The following is a 21,226-nucleotide window of genomic DNA, read 5'->3' on the forward strand; positions in this document are numbered from 1 at the left end:
ATCCGACTTAGCTCCAGCGCCGCCCGCAGCGCCGCGCCCACCTCGGCCACGCCCGCCCCGGACGGCGCGGGCGCCGCGCGGGCGGGATCGGCGGAGACCCGCCCGTCCCGGTCGACCCGCAGCCCGGCCGCGTCCGCCCGGGCGACCGCGGCGGCGAGCCGGGCCTTGGCGGCGCCCAACCGGCCGGCGAACTCGGCCAGCACCTGGTCGACCTCGATCAGGGCCGGAGCGACCGCGGTCAGTTGGGCGCGCAGCGCCGCGAGCCGGGCCCCGGCGGCCCCGGCCGCCCCGCCCGACCAGCCGGCCCGCAGGACGCCGGCGTCGGCGGCCAGCTCGTCGGCCCGGCGCGCCACCGGGTCGGTCAGCCCGCGCCAGCTCACCCCGGCCGCCTGCCACGCGCCGGGATCGGCCGCCCATAGCTGCCGGTAGCCGACGGCCGTCGCCCGGTGCGCCGGCCGCCCACCGGGAGGGCCCGGGGGCGTCGGACCGCCGGCCGGGGCGGCTCCGGGCGCCGCCGGCGTCGGGGCGGTCACCGGGGTACGACGGCGAGCCGGCGGGCCGCCCGGTCGTCCGCCGCCTCGTAGGCCCCCGCCGCCGCCCGGACCGCCCAGGCCGTCGCGGCCACCCGGGAGCCGAGACCGCCGAGCCAGGCGTGCACGGCCGACTCCAGATCCGCCAGCGCCGCCGCGGCCGGCCACTCCGGTGCCGGCACCCCAAGCCCGGGCGTGCCGAGCAGGCCGTGCCCCAGCCGGTACGCGGCGTCGTCGAGCCCGCCGGCGGCCCGGCGCAGCGCCTCCGGTCGTACGGTCAACGGCTCCTCGGTCATCCTCGCCCCCCGCCTCGTAGAACATCGACGGGCGCGACGTTAGGCGCCGTCCACACCCCCGGGCGACGGGTGTGGACGACGGCCGCCCGCCTACGCCCTCCGTCGTCCACAGGCGTTGCCGCGCGCGGAGTCGGCGGCTAATGTGCGGCCGTCCGCGCCGGTAGGGTTGGCCCGTGATCGTCGCTGTCGGCATCGACGTCGTCCTGGTCGAGCGGTTCGCGAAGGCCCTGGCACGGACGCCGCTGCTCGCCGAGCGGCCCTTCACGGAGGCCGAGCGGGTGACCCCCTCCGGCAACCCGCGTTCCCCGGAGTCGCTGGCCGCGCGATTCGCCGCCAAGGAGGCGGTGGCGAAGGCGCTCGGCGTCCCGGCCGGGCTGGGCTGGCACGACTGCGAGGTCGTGCCGGACCCGGACGGCCGTCCCTGGCTCACCGTCTCCGGCACGGTCGCGGCGGCGGCCACCGAGCGCGGGGTCAACCGCTGGCATCTCTCGTTGTCCCACGACGGCGGGATCGCCTCGGCGATGGTGGTCGCGGAACGCTGAACGGCTCCGTGCCGGGGCGCGGCACGGAGGAATCGGACGGGACGGGGTGGCATGAGACCGGTGTGGCGGGTCGCGGACGTACGCGCGGCGGAGGCGGGCCTGATGGCCACGCTCCCGCCCGGGATGCTGATGAAGCGGGCGGCGGCCGGCCTGGCCCGCCGCTGCGCGCTGCTGCTCGCCGACCGGGGCGGGGTCTACGCCGCGCGGGTGCTGCTGCTGGTCGGCTCCGGCGACAACGGCGGCGACACCCTCCTCGCCGGCGCGCAGCTGGCCCGCCGCGGCGCGGCCGTGTCGGCGCTGCTGCTGAGCCCCGGTAGGGCGCACGCGGAGGGGCTGACCGCGCTGCGGGCGGCCGGCGGTCGGGTGGTCGACCGCCCGCCGGCGACGATCGACCTGGTGCTGGACGGCATCGTCGGGATCGGCGGGATCGGCGGGCTGCGGGAGACCGCCGACCAGCTCGCCGCCAGCCTCGTGCGGCACCGCGGCCGCGACGGCGCCCCGGCCGCCGTGGTCGCGGTGGACGTGCCCAGCGGGGTCGCGGTGGACACCGGTCACGTGCCGTTGACCGCCGCCGGCCGGCCGGGCGCGGTCCGGGCCGACGTGACGGTGACCTTCGGCGCGCTGAAGCCCGCGCTGGTGGTGGGTCCGGCGGCGGCGCTCGCCGGTGAGGTGGAGCTGGTCGACATCGGGCTGGAGCCGTGGCTGCGCGGCAGTCCGGCGCTGCGGGTGACCGAGTGGTCGGACGTCGTCAGGTGGTGGCCCCGGCTCGGCCCGTCCGCGGAGAAGTACACCCGGGGCGTGGTGGGCCTCGCGACCGGCTCGGCCACGTACCCCGGGGCGGCCGTGCTCTCCGTCGCCGGGGCGCTCGCCGGCCCCACCGGCCTCGTCCGCTACGCCGGCTCGGCCCGGGCCGACGTGCTGCACCGGTACCCGTCGGTCATCGCGACCGGCCGGGTCGCCGACGCCGGGCGGGTGCAGGCGTGGGTCTGCGGCTCCGGCCTGGGCACCGGCGAGGAGGCGGCCGGGGAGCTGCGGGCGGTGCTGGCCGCCCCGGTGCCGGTGGTGCTCGACGCCGACGCGCTGACCCTGCTGGTCGACGGCTCGCTCGCCGACCGGCTGCGCGACCGCGACGCCCCGATCGTGGTCACCCCGCACGACCGGGAGTTCAGCCGGCTCTGTGGCGAGGAGCCGGACGCCGACCGGGTGGGCGCCGCGCTGCGGCTGGCCGCCTGGATGAACGCGGTGGTCCTGCTCAAGGGCGACCGCACGGTGATCGGCACGCCGGACGGCCGGGCGTACGTGAACCCGACCGGCACCCCGGCCCTCGCCACCGGGGGGACCGGCGACGTGCTGGCCGGGCTGCTCGGTTCGCTGCTCGCGGCCGGGCTGCCCGCCGAACGCGCGGCGGCGGCCGCCGCGTACCTGCACGGGCTGGCCGGCCGGGAGGCCGCCGGGGGCGGGCCGGTGACGGCGCCCGACGTGGCGGCCGCGCTCCGCCCGGTCCTGGCCCGCCTCGGCTGAACCGGCCGCCGCGTCCCGCCGCGCCCCGGCCCGGGCCGGGGCGGCGGGTGCGGAAAGTAGGCTGGGGGGCATGTGGCAGGCCGAGGTGCGCGTGGACCTGGACGCGATCCGTGAGAACGTCAGCCGGCTCCGGTCCGGCACCGCCGCCGAGCTGATGGCGGTGGTGAAGGCCGACGGCTACGGGCACGGCATGGTCCCGGCCGCCCGGGCGGCGCTCGACGCCGGGGCGGACTGGCTGGGGGTCTGCACCCTGGACGAGGCGCTGACGCTGCGTCGGGCCGGGATCACCGCGCCGGTGCTGGCCTGGCTGCTCGCGCCGGGGCTGCCGCTGCACGAGGGCGTCACCGCCGGGGTGGACCTCGGCGTGGCCAGCCTGCCGCAGCTCGACGAGATGGTCGCGGCGGCCCGCGCCGCCGGCCGGCCGGCGAGCGTACACCTCAAGATCGACACCGGGCTGGCCCGGGGCGGCGCGACCGTGGCCGACTGGCCCGCCCTGCTCGACGCCGCCGCCAAGGCGCAGGCCGACGGCCTGGTCGAGGTGGTCGGGGTGTGGAGCCACTTCGTCCACGCGGACTCGCCCGGCCACCCGACCACCGACCACCAGCTCGCCGTCTTCCACGAGGGCCTGGGCATGGCCGAGCGGGCCGGCCTGCGGCCGCGCTACCGGCACCTGGCCAACTCTGCCGCCACGCTGACCCGGCCCGACGCGCACTTCGACCTGGTCCGGCCCGGGCTGGCGGTCTACGGGCTCTCCCCGGTGGCCGGCGAGAGCTACGGCCTGCGCCCGGCGATGACGGCCCGGGCCCGGGTGATGCTCGCCAAGCGCGTCCCCGCCGGCTCCGGCGTCTCGTACGGGCACACCTACACCACCGAGCGGGAGGCGAACCTGGCGGTGGTGCCGCTCGGCTACGCCGACGGGGTGCCTCGGCACGCCTCGAACAGCGGGCCGGTGCAGCTCGGCGGCAGGCGCCGGACGATCTCGGGCCGGGTCTGCATGGACCAGTTCGTGCTCGACTGCGGCGACGACCCGGTGGCCGCCGGCGACGTGGTCACCCTCTTCGGCGGCGGTGTCGACGGGGAGCCGACCGCCGACGACTGGGCCGAGGCGGTCGGCACCATCAACTACGAGATCGTCACCCGGTTCGGCAGCACCCGGGTGCCCCGCGCCTACGACGGCGAGCGCCCGTGACACCCCGCTCCCGCATCCCGATCCCCCGCTCCGGGCAGGCGAGGGCCGCCGTCGGCGCACTGGCTGCCGTCGGGGTCGCCGCCGCCGGGCTCGCGGCCGGCGTCGCCACCGAGCGCGCCCTGGTCCGCAGGTTCAAGTCCGACCCCACCGACCCGTACGCCGGGGAGGCCTTCGACGAACAGCGGTACGACGAGGCGTTCCGGCTGGAGTTGCCCGACGGCACCGACATCCACGTCGAGGTGGTCGAGCCGACCCGGCCCGCGCCGGGCGCCCCCACGGTGGTGCTGGTGCACGGCTTCTGCCTGGACATGGGCACCTTCCACTTCCAGCGCAAGCTGCTCGCCGAGCGGGGTGAGCACCGCGTGGTCGCGTACGACCAGCCGGGGCACGGTCGGTCCGGGCGGCTGGAGACCGGCGAGTACGACCTCGCCGCGCTCGGCCACACGCTGCGCCAGGTGATCGACCGGGTCGCGCCGGAGGGGCCCCTGGTGCTCGTCGGGCACTCGATGGGCGGCATGACGATCATGGCGTTCGCCGAACTGTTCCCGGAGATGTTCGGCGACCGGGTCGTGGGCACCGTGCTGATGGCCACCTCGGGCGGCCTGCTGGCCGAGACCAAGCTGGTGGCGCCGGCGCTGCTCGGCCGGATCGGCGCGCCGGTGCTGCACATGGTCGGCAACGTCACCCGCTACGGCGGGCCGGTGATCGACCGGGCGCGCCGCTCCACCACGAACGTGGCCTGGCTGCTCACCCGCAAGTACGGCTTCGGCACCCGCCACCCCAGCGCGGCGCTGGTGTCGTACGTCGAGACGATGAACTCGCGTACCTCCGCCGACACGGTCACCCGCTACCTGCGGACGCTGGCGACGCACTCCCGGTTCCCGGCGCTCGCCGCGTTGGCGAGCACCCCGGTGCTGGTGGTCGTCGGCGACAAGGACATGATCACGCCGGTGACGCACTCGGAGGAGATCGTACGGCGGCTGCCGCACGCCGAGTTCGTCAAGATCATCGACAGTGGGCACGTGGTGATGCTGGAGCACGCCGACGAGGTCAACGAGGCGCTGATCCGGTTCATGGAGGCGCTGTGAGCCGGGAGCACGGGGCGGGCCACGTGGTGAAGCTGCCGACGGTCGACGACACCCACGAGTTCGGGCGGCGGCTGGCCGGGCTGCTGCGCGCCGGTGACCTGCTGCTGCTGACCGGGCCGCTCGGCGCCGGCAAGACCGCGCTGACCAGGGGAATCGGGGCCGGGCTCGGGGTGCTCGGGGACGTCACCTCGCCCACCTTCGTGATCGCCCGGGTGCACCGCCCCGATCCGGCCGGGGGCGGCACGGTGGCGCTGGTGCACGCCGACGCGTACCGGCTGGGGGACGCCGCCGACCCGCGCGCCGAGATCGACGACCTCGACCTGGACGCCTCCGTGGACGAGGCGGTGACCGTGGTCGAGTGGGGCGAGGGCCTGGTGGAGCAGCTGGCCGACGCCCACCTGCGGGTGCGCGTCGACCGGCGCGACGACGACACCCGGGTGGTCGAGCTGGAGCCGGTCGGGGGCGACTGGGCGCGGCGCCTGGCCGCCCTCGGCTGAGCGCTGTCGTACCGGCTGCCTAGAGTGCGCGGGACGGACCCGACAGGCGAAAGGTTGCCGATGCCCGACGACGCCCCCACCCTGGACCTGCTGGCGCTGCTGCCGGAGGAGTGGCGTGCCGTGCTCACCCCGCACCTCGACGCGGCCCGCACCGCCGAGCTGGCCGCGTTCGTCGCGGGGGAGTACGCGACGCACACCGTCTTCCCGCCGGTCGAGGACCTCTTCTCGGCCTACCGGCTCTGCGCGCCCGCCGACTGCCGGGTGCTGATCCTCGGGCAGGACCCCTACCACAAGGCGGGGCAGGCGCACGGGCTCAGCTTCAGCGTCCGGGAGGGCGTGAGCGTGCCGCCGTCGCTGCGCAACGTCTTCAAGGAGCTCGGCGAGGACCTCGGCGTGCCCAAGCCGCGCGGCGGCGACCTGAGCGGCTGGGCCGCCCAGGGCGTGCTGCTGCTCAACTCGGTGCTCACCGTGCGCGAGGCGACGCCCGGCTCGCACGCCAACCGGGGCTGGGAGGAGTTCACCGACGCCACCATCCGGGCGCTCGACGCGATGGAGTCCCGGGTGGTCTTCCTGCTCTGGGGCGGCTACGCGCGCAAGAAGGCCGCCCTGGTCACCAACCCGCGGCACGTGGTGCTGGAGGCCGGGCACCCCAGCCCGATGAACCCGCGCGGCTTCCTGGGCAGCCGCCCGTTCAGTGCGGCCAACAAGGCGCTCGCCGACGCCGGCCTGCCCACGGTCGACTGGGAGCGCCCGGCCGGCTGACAGCTGCGCACTTTCGCGGTCACCCCCCGGTCACCGTCCGTTGTAGCCTGTGCCTGCAGCGGTCGGTGAGCCGGGAGGCGACCATGGCCACGACGGTCAGCGACGAACGGTGGCGGGTGGCGCGCACGGCGCTGGCGGAACAGACGGACCGCTTCCTCGACCTGGTCCGCGCCACCCCACCGGAGGCGATGGCCACCGCCGACTGGTCGGTGGCCGACACGCTGGCCCACGTCGGCTCCCTCGCCTGGTACTACGTGTGCCTGGTGGACCCGGAGCACCCGCCCCTGCCGGTGCCGGGCCTGCACCGGCAGCTCCCCGACGTCACCGTCGACACGGTGGCCGACCTCAACGACGTGCTGCTGCGGCACCTCACCGAGCGCGAGCCGGCGGCCCTGGCCGGCCAGCTGCGCGCCGACGTCGGGCAGCTCCTGCTCGCCTGCGGGGACCGGCGCCCCGACGACACGGTGCCCTGGCTCGGTGGGGCCCGGGTGCCCCTCGCCGGCCTCTGCGCGCACCTCGTCAACGAACTGCTCATCCACGGTCACGACGTCGCCCGCGCCACCGGCCGCCCCTGGTCGGTCCCGGGCCCCCACGCCGCGTTGTTCATGGAGCTGTTCCTGGCCGGGGTGGTGCGGCACGGCTACGGGCGGCTGATCGACGGCGGCGCGCCGCCGAGCGAGCGCCGCGTCGTGGTCGAGTTCCGCTCGGCGTACGCGGCCCCGGTCCGGCTCATGCTGCACCGGGGGCGGATGACGTTCGCCGACCCCCGCGCCCGGGTGGACGCCCGGATCGACCACGACCCCGGCACGCTCAACCTGATGATGTTCGGCCGGGTCAGCCGGGCCCGGGCGGTGCTCACCGGAAAGGTACGCGTCAGCGGGCGCCGCCCCTGGCTGCTGCCGGGGTTCCTGCGCAAGTTCCGTACGCCGAGCTGACCGCGCGGCGCTCCCGGCCGACGGCGGCACGGGGCGGCACGGGAGCGGCGGTCGGGGCGACTAGGCTGGCTTACCGTGCTCGTACTGGTGGTGGACAGCTCGACCCCGGCGGTGACCGCGGCGCTCGTGGAGGTCACGGCGGAGGGTGTGGTGACCCGGGCCGGGCGCTGCGCGGTCGACGCCCGCGCCCACGGCGAGCTGCTCGCCCCGCAGGTCGACGCCGTGCTCGCCGACACCGGCACCCGCGCGGCCGACCTGGGCGCGATCGTCGCCGGCCTCGGCCCCGGCCCGTTCACCGGGCTCCGGGTGGGGCTGGTCACCGCCGCCGCCATGGGCCAGGTGCTGGGCGTCCCGACGTACGGCGTCTGCTCCCTGGACGCCGTCGGCCACCCGGCGGCCGCCGGCGAGCCCGTGCTGGCGGCGACGGACGCGCGCCGTCGGGAGATCTACTGGGCGGTCTACGACGGCGCCGGTCAGCGGATCGCCGGCCCGGAGGTCTCCGCGCCGGCCGTCGCCGCGGAGCGGGCCCGCGCCCTGGCCGTCACCGTGGCGGTCGGCGACGGCGCGCACCGGTACGCGGACGCGCTCGGCCTGCCGGTGCGGGACGAACCGCGCTACCCGGACGCCGCCGTGCTGGCGACCCTGGCCGCCGAGCGGATCCGGGCCGGTGCCCCCGGCGAGATACTCACCCCGCTCTACCTGCGCCGCCCGGACGCCGTGGCGACGGCGACCCGCAAGCGGGTCCTGCCGTGAGCGCGAGGAGCGTTCGCCTGGAGCGGTTCCGGTGGTGGCACGTCGACGAGGCGCTGCCGATCGAGGCGGACCTGTTCGGTGCCGAGCAGTGGTCGGCGGCGATGTTCTGGAACGAGCTGGCCAACGGGCACTTCTATGTCGTCGCCACCGGCGGCGACGGTGCCGTGCTGGGCTACGCCGGGCTCGCCGCCGCCCCGCCCGACGAGGCGTGGGTGCAGAACGTCGCGGTGCGCCGGGACGCCCAGCGACGCGGCGTCGGCCGGCTGCTGCTGGAGGCGCTGCTCGCCGAGGCGGCCCGGACCGGCGTCCGCAGCACCCTGCTGGAGGTCGCGGCGGACAACGCGCCCGCCCAGCGGCTCTACGCGACGTACGGCTTCGAGCCGATCGGCGTGCGGCGCGGCTACTACCAACCGAGCAACACCGACGCGCTGGTCATGCAGCGGAACCGGGATGTGAGCGATGACTGACGAACCCCTGATCCTCGGCATCGAGACCTCCTGCGACGAGACCGGGGTCGGCATCGTACGCGGGCACACCCTGCTCGCCGACGCGCTCGCCTCCAGCGTCGAGCAGCACGCCCGCTTCGGCGGCGTGGTGCCCGAGGTGGCCAGCCGGGCCCACCTGGAGGCCATCGTGCCGACCATGGACCGGGCGTTGAAGGAGGCGGGGGTGACGCTCGCCGACATCGACGCGATCGCGGTCACCTGCGGTCCGGGGCTGGCCGGCGCTCTCCTGGTCGGGGTGGCCGCCGCGAAGGGCTACGCGCTCGCCGCCGAGAAGCCGGTCTACGGCGTCAACCACCTGGCCGCGCACGTCGCCGTGGACACGCTGGAGCACGGCCCGCTGCCCGAGCCGGCGATCGCCCTGCTGGTCTCCGGCGGGCACTCCTCGCTGCTGCTCGTCGACGACCTGGCCCGGGGCGTCACCCCGCTCGGCGCCACGATCGACGACGCGGCCGGCGAGGCGTTCGACAAGGTGGCCCGGCTGCTCGGGCTGCCGTTCCCCGGCGGCCCGTACATCGACCGGGAGGCCCGGGCCGGCGATCCGGCCGCCATCGGCTTCCCGCGCGGCCTGACCGCCGCCAAGGACCTCGCGGCCCACCGCTACGACTTCTCCTTCTCCGGGCTGAAGACGGCGGTGGCCCGCTGGGTGGAGGCGCGGCAGCGGGCCGGCGAGCCGGTGCCCGTCGCCGACGTGGCGGCGTCCTTCCAGGAGGCGGTCTGCGACGTGCTGGTGCGCAAGGCGCTGGACGCCTGCCACGCCAACGGCGTGGAGACGCTGGTGATCGGCGGGGGCGTGGCGGCCAACTCGCGGCTGCGGGCGATGGCCGAGGACCGCGCCGCCGCGCACGGCGTACGGGTCCGGGTGCCCCGCCCAGGGCTCTGCACGGACAACGGCGCGATGGTCGCCGCCCTCGGCTCGCACCTGGTCGCCTCGGGTGTCGCGCCGAGCCGGCTGGACCTGCCCGCCGACTCCGCCATGCCGCTGACCACGGTCAGCGTGTGAACCCCGAGGATGGCTGACGTGATCGTGCGGATGTGGGAGGCGCGGGCGGAGCCGTACGGCGTCGCGGACCTCATCACCTGGGTCTGCGACGCGGCGCTGCCGGAGTTCGAGCACGACCCGATGCACCTGTCCAGCGAGGTGTTCTCCTCCACCGACCACCGGGTCGTGGTCATCTCCAAGTGGCGCAGCAACCCGCGCCCCCTGCCGGAGCCGCCCGCGACGCTGCTGGCCCGCCCCGCACACTCCTGGGACTTCACCCAGGTCGACCGCTGAGGCGCCGCCGGTGGGCCCTCGCGTCCGCGGGCCCGGGCGGAACCGGTGGAGGTGAACTGCGGCACGTCGGCCCGGTAAATGGTTGGCGGGACGGTCCGCCCGCCACCTAGCGTCGATGGGCCATGCGTTTCTCACCGGCCGGGGACCCCGGCGTACCCGACAGCCGTTCGGCGACCCGCTACCTGCTGTGGCTGGCCGGGCGGCACAAGGTGCTGCTCACCGTCGGCATCCTGTTCGGCGTCGTCTGGATGGTCGCCCAGGCGCTGGTGCCGGCGGCCGTCGGGCGGGCCGTCGACGGGCTCACCCGCCGGGACGAGGACGCGCTGGTCGCCTGGGGGCTGGCGCTGCTCGGCCTGGGCGTCCTCCAGACGGTGGCGGGGATCCTGCGGCACCGCTGCGCGGTGCACAACTTCCTCGCCGGGGCGTACCGCACGGTGCAGCTGACAGTGGGCGCGGCGAACCGGCTCGGCGCCGCGCTGCCCCGGCGGGTGGCCGCCGGTGAGGTGGTGAGCATCGGCACGGCCGACATCAGCCAGATCGGCGCGGCGATCGACATCACCGCCCGGGGTGCCGGCGCCGTCGTCGCGATCGTCACCGTGGGCGTGATCCTGCTCGACGCCTCGGTGCCGCTCGGGCTGGTCGTGGTGCTCGGCGTGCCGCTGCTGATGGCGGTCGTCGGGCTGCTCATCCGGCCGCTGCACCGGCAGCAGCAGGCGTACCGGGACTCGGAGGGGGCGCTGACCGCCCGGGCCGGCGACATCGTCTCCGGGCTGCGGGTGCTGCGCGGCGTCGGCGGCGAGCCGGTGCTCTCCGCCCGCTACCGGGCACGGTCGCAGGCGTTGCGCGCCGACGGCCTGCGGGTGGCCCGGATCGAGTCGCTGCTGGAGGCGGCCCAGGTGCTGCTCCCCGGCGCCTTCATGGTGCTGGTCACCTGGCTCGGCGCCCGGTTCGCGCTGCGCGGCGAGATCAGCGCCGGTCAGCTCGTCGCGTTCTACGGCTACACCGCGTTCCTGGTCAGCCCGTTGCGACAACTCACCGAGGCGGTGGACAAGCTGACCCGGGGGCACGTCGCGGCCCGGCGGGTGGTGCGGCTGCTGCGGCTCACCCCGGAGCTGACCGACCCGGCCCGCCCGGCCACCCTGCCGGAGGGCCCCGGCGAGCTGGTCGACACGGTGTCCGGCGTGACGGTACGGCCGGGCCGGTTCACCGCGCTCGCCGCGACTGCGCCCGAGGACGCGGCGGCGATCGTGGACCGCCTTGGCCGGTACGTCGACTCGGACGCGACGCTGCACGGCGTACCGCTGCGGGACCTGGCGCTGGCGACGGTGCGGGAGCGGATCCTGGTGGCCGACAACGGAGCGCACCTGTTCACCGGCCCGCTCCGCGCGGAGCTGGACCCGCACGACCGGGCCGACGACGCGACGGTCACGGCGGCGCTGGCGGCGGCGAGCGCCACCGACATCGTCGAGGCGCTGCCCGCCGGGCTCGACAGCGCGGTCGCCGAGCGCGGGCGCGAGTTCTCGGGTGGTCAGCAGCAGCGGCTGAGGCTGGTCCGGGCGCTGGTCGCGGACCCGCAGATCCTGCTGCTGGTCGAGCCGACGAGCGCCGTGGACGCGCACACCGAGGCCCGCATCGCCGACCGGCTGGGCGCGGCCCGGGCGGGCCGGACCACCCTCGTCTGCACGACCAGCCCGCTCGTGCTGCACCGCGCCGACCACGTGATCTTCGTGGAGGACGGCAAGGTCGCGGCCGAGGGGTCGCACACCGCACTGCTGGACGGCGAGCCGCGCTACCGCGCGACGGTCAGCCGGGGGGAGGACTGATGGCCACCGCGCTGCCCGTCGCCGACGCGCGCCAGGTGCGTCGCTACGCCCGCACGCTCGCCCGCCGCCACCCGAGGGCGCTGGGGGCCGCGCTCGGCCTGCACGCCCTGGCGGCCGCGGCCGGCCTGGTCGCGCCGCGGCTGCTCGGCGACCTGGTCGAGGGGATCTCCCGAGGCACGAGCGGCGTCACCGTCGACCGGATCGCCCTGCTGATCGCGGGGTTCGTGCTGGTGCAGTCGGTGCTGGTCCGCTTCGCGCACCTGGCGTCGGCCCGGCTCGGTGAGGGCGTGCTGGCCGAGCTGCGCGAGGAGTTCGTCGACCGGATCATGGCGCTGCCCCTGGCCACCGTGGAACGGGCCGGCACGGGCGACCTGCTCACCCGGACGTCCCGGGACGTCTCGGCGCTCTCCCGGACGGTCCGGTTCGCCGTACCGGAGACGCTGATCGCCGTCGTCACCGGCTGCTTCATCGTCGCGGCGCTGCTCCTGGTCGATCCGCTGCTGGCGCTGCCCTGCCTGCTCGCGGTGCCGCTGCTCTGGGCCGGCACCCGCTGGTACCTGCGCCGCGCGCCCGACGGCTACCTGCGGGAGAACGCGGCCTACTCGGACATCACCGACGGGATCAGCGAGACCGTCGAGGGCTCGCGGACCACGGAGGCGCTGCGGCAGCAGGCGCGCCGCCGGGCCCGCACCGACGCCGACATCCGCCGGTCGTACGCGGCCGAGCGCTACACCCTGCGGCTGCGCACCGTGTTCTTTCCCGTCGCCGAGATCGGCTACGTGGTGCCGGTGGTCGCCACGCTGATCGTCGGCGGCTGGTTCTACCTGAAGGGCTGGGTGAGCCTCGGCGAGGTCACCGCCGCCACGCTCTACGTCCAGCAACTGGTCGACCCGGTCGACCGGCTGCTCTCCTGGCTGGACGAGTTGCAGGTCGGCGGCGCCTCGATGGCCCGCCTGCTCGGGGTGGCCGACGCCGACCCGCCGGCCGGCTCCCCGACCCGGGCCGGGCCCTCGGCGACGGCGGGCTCCCCGGAGCCGGCCACGGGGGACCGGCAGCTCGCCGCCCGGGACGTCCGGTACGCGTACCGGGAGGGGCGGGACGTGCTGCACGGGGTGACCCTCGTGCCGGAGCCGGGGGAGAAGCTGGCCATGGTGGGCCCCTCGGGCGCCGGCAAGTCCACCCTCGGCCGGCTGCTCGCCGGGGTGCACGCGCCCCGCTCGGGCTCGGTGACCGTGGCCGGGCGGCGGCTCGACGAGCTGCCGCTGGCCGAGCTGCGCTCGCAGGTCGCGCTGGTCACCCAGGAGCACCACGTCTTCATCGGTACGCTGCGGGACAACGTGGCGATGGTCCGGCCCGACGCGGACGAGGCGGCCGTGGAGTCGGCGCTGGCCGCCGTCGACGCGCTGGACTGGGCCGGAGCGCTGCCGGACGGGCTGGACACGGTGGTCGGCGCCGGCGGGCACCAGCTGTCACCGGCGCAGGCGCAGCAGCTCGCGCTGGCCCGGCTGGTGCTGGCCGACCCGCACACCCTGGTGCTGGACGAGGCCACCTCGCTGATCGACCCCCACGCCGCCCGGCACCTGGAGCGCTCCCTCGCGGCCGTCCTCCAGGGCCGTACGGTCGTCGCCATCGCGCACCGCCTCTTCTCGGCGCACGACGCCGACCGGGTCGCGGTGGTGGAGGACGGCAGGATCACCGAGATCGGCTCGCACGACGAACTGGTCGCTGCGGGCGGCTCCTACGCCTCCCTCTGGCGCTCCTGGCACGGCACCGGCTCCTGACGCCGCCTCGCCGGGCGCGGTGCGCGGGTGCGGACCGGTTCCGGGTTTCGGCGGTGCCGCGTCCGACGGCCGTACCACGATGGTGGAGCGGCAGGCGACCGGCGCACCGTCACCGCGGCGTCGGCCGGTGACGGGGGTGCGACGTGGGTGGTCTCGAACTGATCGTGGTGCTGGGCGTCACGGTGCTGGTCGGCACCACCCTCGGCGGGCGGTACAGCGTGGCGCCTCCCGTGCTGCTCATCACGATGGGCGCGCTTCTCGGGCTGCTGCCGCCCCTGTCCCACGTGGTCCTGGAGCCCGACGTGGTGCTGCTGCTCTTCCTGCCGGCGATCCTTTACAAGGAGAGCATCACCACCAGCCTGCGCGAGATCCGCGCCAACCTCCTCGCTATCGCGCTGCTCGCGGTGGGGCTGGTGGTGGCGACGATGGTCGCGGTGTCGCTTGTCGCGCAGCGGTTCGGCGTCGACCCGGCCGCCGCCTGGGTACTCGGCGCGGTGCTCGCGCCGACCGACGCCGCGGCGGTCGCCGGCCTGGCCAAACGGATGCCGCGCCGGATCCTGACCACCCTGCACGCGGAGAGCCTGATCAACGACGGCACCGCGCTGGTGCTCTTCGCCGTCGGGGTGGGTCTGATCGTGGGCGGCACCGAGCCCGGGGTGCTCGGGCTGACCGAGCGGTTCGTGGGGGCCTCGGCCGGTGGTGTCGCGGCGGGCCTGCTCGTGGGCGGGGCGGTGATCCTGCTGCGGCGGCGCCTCGACGACCCGCTGCGCGAGGGTGCGCTGAGCGTCCTGACGCCGTTCGTCGCCTTCCTCCTCGCGGAGTTCGTGCACGCCAGCGGCGTCCTGGCGGTGGTGGTCGCGGGCCTGATGCTGTCGTACGCCGCCCCCCGGGTCGTCCGGGCCCGCTCGCGGCTGCTGGCGTACGGCTTCTGGGACCTCGCCACGTTCCTGATCAACGGGAGCCTGTTCGTGCTGCTCGGGTTGCAGATCCCGCGGGCGCTGCGGGGCGTCACGAGCCTGTCGGTGATGCGGGCGCTGGTGATCGCGGTGGTGGTGACCGGCGTGGTCGTGCTGACCCGGATGCTCTGGGTCCACCTGGCCGCGTTCGCCTTCCTGCTCGTCGACCGCAAGGCGGCGCGGCAGGACGAGCGGGTGGGCTGGCGGGTGCGGACGGCCGCCGGCTGGGCGGGATTCCGGGGCGCCGTCTCCCTCGCGGCGGCTCTCGCGGTGCCGGTGGCCACGCCCACCGGCGTTCCGGTGCGCGAGCGTGACCTGATCATCTTTGCCACCGCCATGGTCATCCTGCTGACGATGCTGGTCCAGGGCACCACACTGCCGGCCGTCGTGCGGTGGGCGGGCCTGGTCGGCGACAACCGGCGGCTCGACGAGCTGCGGCTGGCCCGGGTACGCGCCAGCGAGGCGGCGTTGGCGGTCCTGCCGCAGATCGCCGACCGGCTCGGCGCGGGACCGGACGTCGTCGACCGGATCAGGGCGGACTACGAGCAGCACCTCGTCGACGTCCGCTCCGCCGAGGGCCGCTCGGCGGAGTCGGCCCGGGATCTCGACCGGCGGCTGCGGCTCGCCGTCCTCGAACACAAGCGCCGTGAGATCACCAGGCTGCGGGACACGAGGGAGATCGACGACATCGTGCTGCGGGAGCTGGAGGCCGTGCTCGACATCGAGGAGATCCGGCTGTTGGGACCGGAGTCCAACGATTAGCCCGGCCGAGCGCCGGGCTGGCGTCCGACACTCAGAGTGACGGGACTGGTGGAAGGCTGCGAGGTGACGGAAAGTAGCCGCCGGTTGGCCGACGTCGGAACGCGAGCGGCGCCTGTCCGGCTGCGAAACCTGCTGACCAGCCGCTACTTCGTCATGCGGGCCCGACCGACCGACGGGCCTCCCGCCCCCTTTGCTCTGCAGCCGCCGACGCACCAGGCACCCTCGGTAGCTGGTGCGTCAATGGCTGCAGAGCAAAGGGGGCGGGGCGGGTTGCCGGCGGCAGCCGGGAAACGCACCGTCGGTCACCATTAGTAATGAGGGTGGGTGGCAGGCGGCCGGCGGGAGCCGGGCTGTCCGAGGGGCGACCGCCGCCGTCGCCCGCAGGGCCGCCGTCGCCCGCAGGGCCGCCGCCGGGACGAAGAGGCCCGCCACGGGCGACCAGCTGGGGGCGGCCAGCGCGGCCGGTCAGGTGCGGCGCAGGATGCGGTACGTGGCGATGCCGCCGGTGCCCAGGGCGGCGAGGAATACCAGCCAGACCACCGTGCTGCTGACCCCGACCGGTGGGCCGGAGTTGGCGGAGGCGGCGGCGAGCAGGCCGTCCTCGCCGGGCGCGGGCAGCGCTGCCGGCGGCAGTTCCGGCCAGCGGACCAGCCCGGTGCTCTCCAGCATCTGCATGTGGTGCAGGACGAACCGGTTGGCGTCTTCGGCGAGCTTGCGGATCACCGGGTCACGGGTGCTGGCGCGGACCGCCCCGATGACCGGGAAGATGTTGCCGTGGGCGACCCGGAGCCGGGTGACGAAGAGCTGGTCGAAGCGGGCGCCGGAGGCGTCCCGCAACTCCGTCAGCCAGCCCTTCTGCTCGACCGTCGGGTCGGTGGGGATGCTCGCCCCGAGCTTGTTGGCCGCCGCTACCGTCAGCCGGTCCAGTTCCTCGTGCTCGGTGGCGATCCCGGCGCCGATCTCGCGCACCCTGGCGCTGCGCCCCTTGTCGGCGGCGAGCTGCCCGGCCGGCATCTCCCAGAGCCCGGCCAGGCGCACCCCGTTGAGCAGGGCGGCGTCGGCCGCGTTGAGTTGCTGACCGCCCGGCGCGGCGACGGCCACCCCGGGCGCCAGCCCGAGCCCGGCGGCGATCACGACGAGCAGCAGCGCCAGGCGGCTGCTGCGGGGCCCTCGTCGGCAACGGGCGGAGCTGAGCGGTGCCATGTCCGTGGTGCCTCCTCGGTCCGGTCCGGACGCGTCCGGTCCGAGCGCGTCCTGGCCGGGCGGCGCGCGATCCGGCCGCCGCCCGTCCCCGCACTGGTACGGACGGGCGACCCGATCAGTTCACCCCGCCGTTCCCGACCGGTCAGCCGGCGTCGAGGGGGTCGGCGAGCAGGCGTTCGAAAGCCAGCTCGGCGGCGCCGATCAGGGCCGCGTCCTCGCCGAGCTTCGGGGTGCGCAGCCGGACGTGCTCCAGGCAGGCGGGCAGGGCGATCGAGTTGAGCCGGCTGCGGACCTGGGCCGCCGCCGCGAGGTAGAGGTCCCGCAGTCCGCCGCCGAAGATGACCATCTCCGGGTTGAAGATGTTCACCAGGTTGGCCACCCCGAAGCCGAGCCAGTCGCCGGCCTGGCGGACCGCGGTCTGCGCCCGCAGGTCGCCCCGGTCGGCGGCGTCGAAGACGGCCAGCAGCGCGTCCCGGCCCCTGGCGTCGGAGCGACCGGCCGCGCGGAGCAGCGCGTGCTCGCCGATCTCGGTCTCCCAGCAGCCCCGGGAGCCGCACTCGCAGGGCGCGCCGTCCCGGACGACCACCATGTGGCCCACCTCGCCGCCGTAGCCGCCGTGCCCGGTCAGCCGCCGCCCGCCGGCGATGATGCCGGCGCCGACGCCGACGTCCCCGTACAGGTAGATGACGTTGTCGCAGCCGGCCGCCGCGCCCCGGGCGTGCTCGGCGAAGGCGGCCACGTCGGCCACGTTGCCGACCGTCACGGGCACCTCGCAGCCCAGCTCCGTGCCGAGGGCCGCCCCGATCGGCTCGTCCACCCACCCGGTGGTCGGGCCCAGCCGGACGAGCCCGTCGTCGCGGCGGACCATCCCGCAGACCGCGACGCCGGCGCCGACGCAGACGGCGTCCGCCGGGACGGCCTGCTGCATCTCCTTGACCGCCCCGGCCAGCAGCGGGGCGGCCTCCGCGGCGGTCAGGCCCCGGGGACGGTCCAGCTCCCGGCGGTCGAGCACCGCGCCGCCGAGACCGATCCGCGCGGCCCGCAGCCGGTCCACCTCGATGCTGTACGCGTACGCGTGCACCCGGTCCGACTCGGGCCGGACGACCAGTGACGGTCGCCCGGCCCGGCCGGTCTCCTTCGGCGCCCCCTCGCTGACCAGCCCGGCGCCGGCCAGTTCGGCGGTCAGCGCGCCGATGGTGCTGCGGTTGAGCCCGAGGGTGGTGGTGAGCTCGGCACGGGTGGTGGCCCCGTGCACGTGCACGTACCGCAGCAACGCGCCCAGGTTCTGCCGGCGGATCTCGTCCTGGCTCGGTCCCGCGCGCATCGCCGTCGTCACTTCCGGTGTCGGTTGCTCAGCGGGTGCCGGTGGCGGTGGAGCGCCGGCGGGAGAACGCGTCGACGCTGGCGGCGAGCAGCAGCACCACGCCGGTGACCACGTACTTCACCCCCGAGCTGTATCCCATCAGGCCCATCCCGTTGTCGATGACCGCGACGACCGCGCCACCGAGGACGGCGTCGAGCACCCGGCCCTTGCCGCCGAAGAGGCTGGTGCCCCCGATGACCGCCGCGCCGACCGCGTAGAGCAGTACGTTACTGCCACCGGTGTTCGGGTCGACCGAGTTGGCCCGGCTGGCGGCGACGATGCCGCCGATGGCCGCCATCGAGGAGCAGATCACGAAGACCGAGATGCGGATCCGGTCCACGTTGATGCCCGCGCGGCGGGCCGCCTCCTTGTTGCCGCCCACGGCGTAGACGTGCCGGCCGTAGCTGGTGCGCTGGAGCACGAAGGTCCAGAGGATCAGCAGCACCGCGATGATGGGCACCACGATCGGCACGCCCTTGAGCGAGCTGATCAGGACGTTGCGGCTGCGCTCCAGGTTGAGGATGAACACAGCCGTGCCGAGGACGAGCGCCAGCCCGCCGATCCGGGCGAAGACCACCGCGATCGGGTCCGTGAGCAGCCCGCGGGCGGCCCGCTTGCGGTGCCGGAGCAGCTGCACGGCGGCGTAGCCGGCGACCGCCGCGGCGGCCAGCAGCCAGCCGAGGACGGGCGGGAGGTTGCGGTTGGCGATGGCCACCAGCACGTCGTCGCGGACCGAGATGTTGGTGCCCTCCTCCATCAGCATCAGCACGATGCCCTGGAAGGCGAGGAACCCGGCCAGGGTCACCACGAAGGAGGGGATGCCGATCTTCGCGACCAGGAAGCCGAGGGTGGTGCCGATCGCCACTCCGGTGAGGACGGCCGCGAGCACGGCCACGTACCACGGGTAGCCGAGCACGGTGACGACGTTGGCCAGGATGGCCGCGCAGACCCCGCTGGCGAAGCCGGCGGAGAGGTCGATCTCCCCGAGGAGCAGGACGAAGACCAGCCCCATCGCGATCAGCGTGACCGCGGCACCCTGGGTGAACAGGTTGGCGAAGTTGCCGGCGGTGAGGAACGACGGCCGCATGATCGAGAAGACCGTGCAGAGCACGACCAGGCCGAGCACGGCCGGCAGCGCGCCGATGTCGCCGCCGCGGACCCGGCTGACGTAGTTGCGGACGTGGCTGCCGAGGCTGGGCGTCGGCGTGACGGCCGCCGGGCCCTCCTTCTGCACGACGGTGCTGGTCATCGGACGCCTCCTGAGGTGCTCTGGGCCGGCTCCGCGCCGTGCCCGTTGCCGCCGTTGGCCGGCTCGGCGGCGAGCCCGAGCCCGCCGGAACGGCCGGCGGTGATCAGCTCGACCACCTGGGAATGGGTGATGTCGGTGGTCTTCACCTGGGCGACCATCTGGCCGAGGTAGAGCGCGGCGATCCGGTCGGAGACGGCGAAGACGTCGTTCATGTTGTGCGAGATGAGCACCACGGCCAGGCCGTTGTCGGCCAGCCGGCGGACCAGTTCGAGCACCTGGGCCGTCTGCGCGACGCCGAGCGCGGCGGTCGGCTCGTCGAGGATGACGAGCCTGCTGTTCCAGAGCACGGCCTTGGCGATCGCCACGGTCTGCCGCTGGCCGCCGGAGAGGCTGGAGACGTGCTGCCGCAGTGACTTCACGGTGCGTACGCTCAGCCCGGCGAGGGTGTCGGCGGCCATCTGCTCCATGGTCGGCTCGTCGAGCACGAGGCCGCTGCGCTTCTCCCGGCCGAGGAACATGTTCTGCACGATGTCGAGGTTGTCGCAGAGCGCGAGGTCCTGGTAGACGACCTCGATGCCCAGCGCGGCGGCGTCGCGGGGGCTGTTGATGTTCACCGGCCGGCCGTCGAAGACGAACTCACCGGCGTCGGTGGGGTGGATGCCGCTGATGCACTTGACGAGGGTCGACTTGCCGGCGCCGTTGTCGCCGACCAGCGCGGTCACCTCGCCCGGGTGGGCGGTGAAGGCGACGTCGCGCAGGACCTGGACGGGACCGAAGCTCTTGTCGATCCCGCGTAGTTCCAGCAGGGGGGTTGCGGACACGGGGGCTCCTTCGGGTGGAGGGGAGGTCTCGGATCCCGTCCGGCGCGAGCCGCCGCCCGGCACCAGGTTGCGTGCCGGGCGGCGTGCGCGTGGATCGGATCGGTACGGGTCAGCTGATGCCGGCGTCTGCGCAGAGCTTCGCGTACGCCCCGCCGCAGACCTCGTCCTTGGTGACGTAGCCGTCGGCGATGACGTCCTTGACGTTCTCCTTGTAGACCATCTTCGGGGTCAGCAGCACCGACGGGACGTCCCGGCCGCCCTCCGGGTCCTTGACCGTCTGGCCGGTCTCCTTCTTCTCGCCCTTCGCGACCGCGATGGCCAGCTCGGAGGCGGCCTTCGCCTCCTCCTTGATCGCCTTGTAGACGGTCATGCACTGGTCACCGGCGAGGATGTTCTGCAGGCCCTGCGGGGTGGCGTCCTGGCCGGTCACCGGCACCTTGCCGTTGAGCTTGTTCTTCTTCAGCACCGAGATGGCCGCGTTGCCGAGGCCGTCGTTCGCGGCGAGCACGCCGTCGATCTTGCCCCGCTGCTGGGTGAGCATCTGCTCGAAGATGGTGGCCGCCTGGGCGTTGTCCCACTCCGGAACGTTCTGGTCCGGGCCCTTGGTGTATTCCTTCGAGTCGAACTTCGGCTTGAGCACCGAGTCGTACCCGTTCTTGAACAGAGTGGCGTTGTTGTCGGTCGGGGAGCCGTTGAGGTAGGCCACGACCGGGTTCTTGACGCCCTTGTCGGTCAGGCACTTGCTCAGGCCCTCGCCCTGGAGCTTGCCGACCACCTCGTTGTCGAAGCTGACGTAGTAGGTGGCCGAGCCGCCCAGCGTGAGCCGGTCGTAGTCGATCGTCGCGACGCCCTGCGACTTGGCCTTGTCGAGCACGGCCTTGCCGGTGCCGGAGTCCAGGTTGACGATCATCAGCGCGGTGACGCCGCTGGTGATCATCTGGTCGGCGATGGTCTGGAACGCGGTCTTGTCGCCCTGGGCGTTCTGGATGTCGTAGTCGACGCCGGCGGCCTTGAACGCCTCCTCCAGGAACTTGCGGTCCGCGCCCTCCCAGCGGGCGGAGGACTTGCTGTCCGGCAGGATCACGCCGATCTTCGGCTTCTTGTCGCTGCCGCCGGCCTGGTCTCCGCTGCCGGAATCGTCGCCGCAGGCGGTGAGACCGCCGGTGGCCAGCAGGCCCACGGCGGCGAGGGTGAGGAAGCCCTTGCGCATGTGCAGGGTCCTTTCGGGGGGTGGGGGGTGGTGTTGGTTTGTTGTGTCCGGCAACGTATTCCCCGTCGCGCTGTGGGCACAAGGGTGCCGAGGTCACGAGTTTGTTGTCGGCAGTAACAATTCAGCAACGCCCCCGACACCCGGCCGTCGCCGACGAGGGAGCGCT

20 protein-coding genes and 1 pseudogene are annotated in these 21,226 nt (G+C 74.9%); 14 read left to right on the forward strand and 7 right to left on the reverse strand.

What is annotated here, in order from left to right; genetic code table 11:
* Positions 1 to 380, reverse strand: a pseudogene (locus tag V6V16_RS17325) (alpha/beta hydrolase); the annotation flags it as partial.
* A gap of 149 nt (positions 381 to 529) precedes the next feature.
* Positions 530 to 826, reverse strand: a complete 297-nt coding sequence (locus tag V6V16_RS17330) for a type VII secretion target (protein ID WP_334563318.1) — start codon at positions 824 to 826, stop codon at positions 530 to 532.
* Between the two features lie 173 nt (positions 827 to 999).
* Here V6V16_RS17330 and V6V16_RS17335 point away from each other — a divergent pair, with 173 nt between their 5' ends.
* From V6V16_RS17335 to V6V16_RS17400, 14 genes are all read left to right on the forward strand, one after another.
* Positions 1,000 to 1,368 carry a holo-ACP synthase gene (locus V6V16_RS17335; protein ID WP_334563319.1) on the forward strand — a complete coding sequence of 123 codons (369 nt, stop codon included), beginning with the start codon at positions 1,000 to 1,002 and terminating at the stop codon, positions 1,366 to 1,368.
* Positions 1,369 to 1,419: 51 nt separating this feature from the next.
* Positions 1,420 to 2,889 (forward strand): NAD(P)H-hydrate dehydratase, encoded by a 1,470-nt coding sequence (locus tag V6V16_RS17340; protein ID WP_334563320.1) that lies wholly within the window; start codon positions 1,420 to 1,422, stop codon positions 2,887 to 2,889.
* Positions 2,890 to 2,959: 70 nt separating this feature from the next.
* Complete coding sequence (alr, locus tag V6V16_RS17345) at positions 2,960 to 4,078, forward strand: alanine racemase (RefSeq protein WP_334563321.1); 1,119 nt, start codon at positions 2,960 to 2,962, stop codon at positions 4,076 to 4,078.
* Positions 4,075 to 5,166 (forward strand): alpha/beta fold hydrolase, encoded by a 1,092-nt coding sequence (locus tag V6V16_RS17350; RefSeq protein WP_334563322.1) that lies wholly within the window; start codon positions 4,075 to 4,077, stop codon positions 5,164 to 5,166. The genes alr and V6V16_RS17350 overlap by 4 nt, the downstream gene beginning before the upstream one ends.
* Before the next feature lie 26 nt (positions 5,167 to 5,192).
* Positions 5,193 to 5,663, forward strand: coding sequence for a tRNA (adenosine(37)-N6)-threonylcarbamoyltransferase complex ATPase subunit type 1 TsaE (gene tsaE, locus V6V16_RS17355; RefSeq protein ID WP_334563392.1), 471 nt, complete (start codon positions 5,193 to 5,195; stop codon positions 5,661 to 5,663).
* Positions 5,664 to 5,723: 60 nt separating this feature from the next.
* Entirely contained in the window at positions 5,724 to 6,425 is a 702-nt protein-coding gene (gene ung, locus V6V16_RS17360) for a uracil-DNA glycosylase (protein WP_334563323.1), read from the forward strand.
* Positions 6,426 to 6,508: 83 nt separating this feature from the next.
* Positions 6,509 to 7,360, forward strand: a complete 852-nt coding sequence (locus V6V16_RS17365; protein ID WP_334563324.1) for a maleylpyruvate isomerase family mycothiol-dependent enzyme — start codon at positions 6,509 to 6,511, stop codon at positions 7,358 to 7,360.
* Between the two features lie 75 nt (positions 7,361 to 7,435).
* Entirely contained in the window at positions 7,436 to 8,113 is a 678-nt protein-coding gene (gene tsaB / locus V6V16_RS17370) for a tRNA (adenosine(37)-N6)-threonylcarbamoyltransferase complex dimerization subunit type 1 TsaB (RefSeq protein ID WP_334563325.1), read from the forward strand.
* A complete protein-coding gene (gene rimI / locus V6V16_RS17375) occupies positions 8,110 to 8,580 on the forward strand; it encodes a ribosomal protein S18-alanine N-acetyltransferase (protein ID WP_334563326.1) in 471 nt (156 codons plus the stop codon). Before tsaB ends, rimI begins: the two co-directional genes overlap by 4 nt.
* Positions 8,573 to 9,619 carry a tRNA (adenosine(37)-N6)-threonylcarbamoyltransferase complex transferase subunit TsaD gene (gene tsaD / locus V6V16_RS17380; protein WP_334563327.1) on the forward strand — a complete coding sequence of 349 codons (1,047 nt, stop codon included), beginning with the start codon at positions 8,573 to 8,575 and terminating at the stop codon, positions 9,617 to 9,619. The genes rimI and tsaD overlap by 8 nt, the downstream gene beginning before the upstream one ends.
* Positions 9,620 to 9,637: 18 nt before the next feature.
* Positions 9,638 to 9,892, forward strand: coding sequence for a hypothetical protein (locus tag V6V16_RS17385; RefSeq protein ID WP_334563393.1), 255 nt, complete (start codon positions 9,638 to 9,640; stop codon positions 9,890 to 9,892).
* A gap of 122 nt (positions 9,893 to 10,014) precedes the next feature.
* Positions 10,015 to 11,715 (forward strand): ABC transporter ATP-binding protein, encoded by a 1,701-nt coding sequence (locus tag V6V16_RS17390; RefSeq protein ID WP_334563328.1) that lies wholly within the window; start codon positions 10,015 to 10,017, stop codon positions 11,713 to 11,715.
* Complete coding sequence (locus tag V6V16_RS17395) at positions 11,715 to 13,496, forward strand: ABC transporter ATP-binding protein (protein ID WP_334563329.1); 1,782 nt, start codon at positions 11,715 to 11,717, stop codon at positions 13,494 to 13,496. Before V6V16_RS17390 ends, V6V16_RS17395 begins: the two co-directional genes overlap by 1 nt.
* A gap of 143 nt (positions 13,497 to 13,639) precedes the next feature.
* Complete coding sequence (locus tag V6V16_RS17400) at positions 13,640 to 15,214, forward strand: Na+/H+ antiporter (protein WP_334563330.1); 1,575 nt, start codon at positions 13,640 to 13,642, stop codon at positions 15,212 to 15,214.
* Between the two features lie 465 nt (positions 15,215 to 15,679).
* Here the strand turns inward: V6V16_RS17400 and V6V16_RS17405 are convergent, their stop codons facing one another.
* The 5 genes from V6V16_RS17405 to V6V16_RS17425 all read right to left on the reverse strand — a co-directional run bounded on the left by V6V16_RS17405 (position 15,680) and on the right by V6V16_RS17425 (position 21,060).
* On the reverse strand, positions 15,680 to 16,417 hold the full coding sequence (locus V6V16_RS17405) for a DUF4142 domain-containing protein (RefSeq protein ID WP_334563331.1): 738 nt from the start codon (positions 16,415 to 16,417) through the stop codon (positions 15,680 to 15,682).
* Positions 16,418 to 16,559: 142 nt separating this feature from the next.
* Complete coding sequence (locus V6V16_RS17410) at positions 16,560 to 17,741, reverse strand: ROK family protein (protein ID WP_334563332.1); 1,182 nt, start codon at positions 17,739 to 17,741, stop codon at positions 16,560 to 16,562.
* A 28-nt stretch (positions 17,742 to 17,769) separates the two neighbouring features.
* Complete coding sequence (locus V6V16_RS17415) at positions 17,770 to 19,029, reverse strand: sugar ABC transporter permease (protein ID WP_334563333.1); 1,260 nt, start codon at positions 19,027 to 19,029, stop codon at positions 17,770 to 17,772.
* Positions 19,026 to 19,850 (reverse strand): ATP-binding cassette domain-containing protein, encoded by an 825-nt coding sequence (locus V6V16_RS17420; protein WP_334563334.1) that lies wholly within the window; start codon positions 19,848 to 19,850, stop codon positions 19,026 to 19,028. Before V6V16_RS17420 ends, V6V16_RS17415 begins: the two co-directional genes overlap by 4 nt.
* Before the next feature lie 109 nt (positions 19,851 to 19,959).
* Positions 19,960 to 21,060 carry a sugar ABC transporter substrate-binding protein gene (locus tag V6V16_RS17425; RefSeq protein WP_334563335.1) on the reverse strand — a complete coding sequence of 367 codons (1,101 nt, stop codon included), beginning with the start codon at positions 21,058 to 21,060 and terminating at the stop codon, positions 19,960 to 19,962.
* Positions 21,061 to 21,226: the final 166 nt, after the last annotated feature.

Source organism: Micromonospora sp. CPCC 205561, from assembly GCF_036906775.1.
Lineage (GTDB): Bacteria > Actinomycetota > Actinomycetes > Mycobacteriales > Micromonosporaceae > Micromonospora.